Annotated in this window: 5 protein-coding genes; 4 read left to right on the forward strand and 1 reads right to left on the reverse strand. The window is 41.6% G+C overall.

Translation table 11 applies throughout. The annotated features are described in order from the left end of the window. Positions 1-210 (forward strand): type I-D CRISPR-associated protein Cas5/Csc1 (gene cas5d, locus VE944_RS08995; RefSeq protein ID WP_324975408.1); only part of this gene is annotated, 210 nt, incomplete at its 5' end. Here the strand turns inward: cas5d and VE944_RS09000 are convergent. Beyond that, positions 211-621, reverse strand: a complete 411-nt coding sequence (locus VE944_RS09000; protein WP_324975409.1) for a hypothetical protein — start codon at positions 619-621, stop codon at positions 211-213. A gap of 119 nt (positions 622-740) precedes the next feature. On the opposite strand from VE944_RS09000, the gene VE944_RS09005 reads away from it, so the two are divergent. From VE944_RS09005 to VE944_RS09015, 3 genes are all read left to right on the forward strand, one after another. After that, the gene (locus VE944_RS09005) at positions 741-1,361 is read left to right on the forward strand and encodes a 2OG-Fe(II) oxygenase (protein ID WP_324975412.1); all 621 of its coding nucleotides are present in this window, start codon (positions 741-743) and stop codon (positions 1,359-1,361) included. After that, a complete protein-coding gene (gene cas6, locus VE944_RS09010) occupies positions 1,351-2,205 on the forward strand; it encodes a CRISPR-associated endoribonuclease Cas6 (RefSeq protein ID WP_324975415.1) in 855 nt (284 codons plus the stop codon). Before VE944_RS09005 ends, cas6 begins: the two co-directional genes overlap by 11 nt. A gap of 32 nt (positions 2,206-2,237) precedes the next feature. Further along, the coding region (locus VE944_RS09015; RefSeq protein ID WP_475483621.1) for a PD-(D/E)XK nuclease family protein at positions 2,238-2,448 on the forward strand (211 nt) is incomplete at its 3' end.

Below are 2,448 nucleotides of genomic sequence, written 5' to 3' on the forward strand. Positions count from 1 at the left end.
CCTAAAATTGCTGAAGGTATATTCACTTGCACACATCCATTAAATCCTTTAGATGTGATGTTCACTAATCAAGTGATTAGCTATGATGTTGTGAATATGCCTCCAGTTAGCTTAATTCAGAATGTCCAAATGCGAGGGCAACACTATCAATTTGATGGCATCCAAAGCTTAAAAATTCCAGTTTGGATGGAATATCATTTTCGGAGTTAACTAACTTCCAAACCCTTTACCATGCTTTTTAGTTTTTCGAGGTTCTATCGTCATTAACTCGGCTTTAAAACCTCTGGAGTCTTGCAACATTAACTTACGAATTCGCTGGCGTTGGTAAGCCTGTACCTCAGCAGCTAGGGGATGATCAGGGTCAATTTTGAGGTGAGTAATAGAAGAAACATATTTTTCTTTGCTTTCGGGATTATTTGGCTCTTTTAGTCCGCACATAATCCCACCTTCATCTCCTGAATAGCCAATGAAATCAATTTCAAATTCTCTGTCTGGATCGGCGTTTACTCCTTTTTGCTTTAATGTCTTTAAAAACTCCTTTCCAGCCCGTGTTTTAATTGGTAAGTTCTCTTTCAGTTTTTCAGTAAGTGCCTTTGCTGCATTGTAATCATCAATTCTCATCGCTTTAGCTCTTTATTTCAGTTAAAAAGGATTTTACTATGGTCTTTAACCTTTTCCCTAGTCACAAATTACGCTACAATCTTTAACCCTGTTACTTCTGTAGGCTCTCCACATCCACTGTGAAACACTATCAACAACAAACTAACGCCTTCCCCAGCGATTACCTAAACAACTTATGGGGAGAAATCCAAGCTTGTCCTTACTTTGCTATCAACAACCTCAACCGCGATTTTGTCGCCACGAAAGGATTTTCTGTAGTATTTCAACGTTCTGGATTAGCAAAAGTAGAACAGCAGTTTCCCTACTTCAAGCCTTACCTCGATTTAGCTCTGCAACCTAGTTGTAATGCTTTTTACCTCAATCCTTTACAGCTAAAGGAAGGCTCCCGCGTCGATCCGCATATCGATCGCTCCTTGCGTTCCTACTCCAAAACTATTGAACCGCCTGCGGTTGTCAGTGTTCTCTATGTGCGCGTACCTGCGGATATGGAAGGGGGAGAACTGGTATTGCGATCGCACAAACGCCAACTTGGGCAAATTAAGCCCCAATTCAATACTTTAGTTCATTTTCAAGGTGATTTAACCCATTCGGTTAACGCTGTCAAAACCCCAGGAAATCGCCTAAGTCTCGTTTGTGAACAGTATAGTTTGAGTGATGCTGAACTTCAGGAAATCCCTGAGTTTACTGTAGAGTCAAGAATCACTCAGTCTACAACCAAAAAGAGAAAGTATGCCTCATAGTTTAGTGTTCAATTTGCTACCTCAATCGCCCATTCCACCACAGTTTCTTACAGGTAGACATCTCCACGCCCTATTTTTAACCCTCGTTAGTTCTGTAGATAGCACATTAGGCGATCGCTTGCACGATTCCACCGCAGATAAAGCTTTCACCCTCTCTCCCTTACAAATTAATTCCCCCCTTTTGAAGGGTGGTAAGGGGGGATCTAAATTGCAATACTCACATCAACAACCCATTCCCGCCGGAACACCTTGTTGGTGGCGCATCTCTTTATTAGATGACACTCTATTTGGCAAACTTACCCAACTCTGGCTAAATCTTAATCCCAATCGCCCTTGGCATCTTGGCCCGGCTGACTTGTATATTACCAGCATTCAAGGCACACCCCAATCTATTCAACCTTGGGCAAATGCCAGTACTTACGCTCAATTATACGAAGAAGCTAGCGATGCCTACGGCGGCAAGCTACGCAATTCTTCCATTAATCTTACCTTTTCCACGCCTACCGCCTTCCGTCAAGGACAGTATGATACTACCCTTCCTACCAGAGAATCTGTTTTCAATTCCCTACTTTCGCGGTGGAATAAGTACAGTGGCATAGAATTTACTCAGATTGCGATCGAGTCGATATTTCCCTCATTTGTCAATATTCATACAGAAATATTAGCTGATTCTCGCAGCAAATTTATTGGCATCCTTGGCGAAGTTACCTATAAGATTTTAGGGGCAGTTGAACCAATACAAATTAAACAGATTAATGCCTTAGCTGACTTTGCTTTATATACTGGTGTCGGAAGAAAAACAACAATGGGGATGGGTATGGCAAGGCGGCTGTATTCTCCATAATTCTAAATAATCATTTAAAAACTACCTAAGTTATGAATCAAACTGAATATATTTCCATTGCGGCATTGAATCAATATGCCTATTGTCCGCATCGCTGTTGGCGGATGTTTTGTGCAGGGGAGTTTAGCGATAATCAATACACAATTGAAGGTACAACTTTACACGATCGCGTCCACACGACAAGCGATATACAGCGAGGAGAAACTTGGCAAGTTCGGGCAATCTGGTTGAAGTCTGAGCAAT

The organism is Nostoc sp. (genome assembly GCF_035638895.1).
GTDB lineage: Bacteria > Cyanobacteriota > Cyanobacteriia > Cyanobacteriales > Nostocaceae > Nostoc.

Excerpts from the sequence above, each read along its gene's own strand:
- VE944_RS09000 (WP_324975409.1), bottom strand. The coding sequence starts at position 621 with ATGAGAATTGATGATTACAATGCAGCAAAGGCACTTACTGAAAAACTG.
- cas6 (WP_324975415.1), top strand. The coding sequence starts at position 1,351 with ATGCCTCATAGTTTAGTGTTCAATTTGCTACCTCAATCGCCCATTCCA.